The organism is Stenotrophomonas sp. Steno-Z2, from assembly GCF_056393235.1.
In genome coordinates, this window is record NZ_JBWJOY010000027.1 from 1 (window position 1) to 265 (window position 265).

The 265-nt window shown below is 70.9% G+C and carries 1 protein-coding gene; it reads right to left on the reverse strand.

Annotation, left to right across the window (positions count from 1 at the left end):
* Nucleotides 1-265, reverse strand: a 265-nt coding sequence (locus AC06FP_RS16860) for a hypothetical protein (protein WP_478076338.1), incomplete at both ends; no start/stop codon positions are given.

Consider the following 265-nt stretch of genomic DNA (forward strand, 5'->3'; position numbering starts at 1 on the left):
TCCGCGCTGTCCACCCAGCGGTAGATCGTGCCCGGCGAGAAGTACCTCAGCTGCTGGGTCATGCGCCCGGCATCGTCGTAGACGCGCCGCTCGACGACACGGGCGCTGGAAGTCTGGCCCAGGTCGGTCTCGCTCCAGGTCAGCAGCAGCTCGCCGCGCAGCGACCAGGTCTGCTGGATCACCGTCGCCCGCCAGCCGCCGGCGCCGTTGGAGCGCCACTGGGTCTGGGCCACGACATTGCCGGCCGCGTCGTAGGACACGCCGT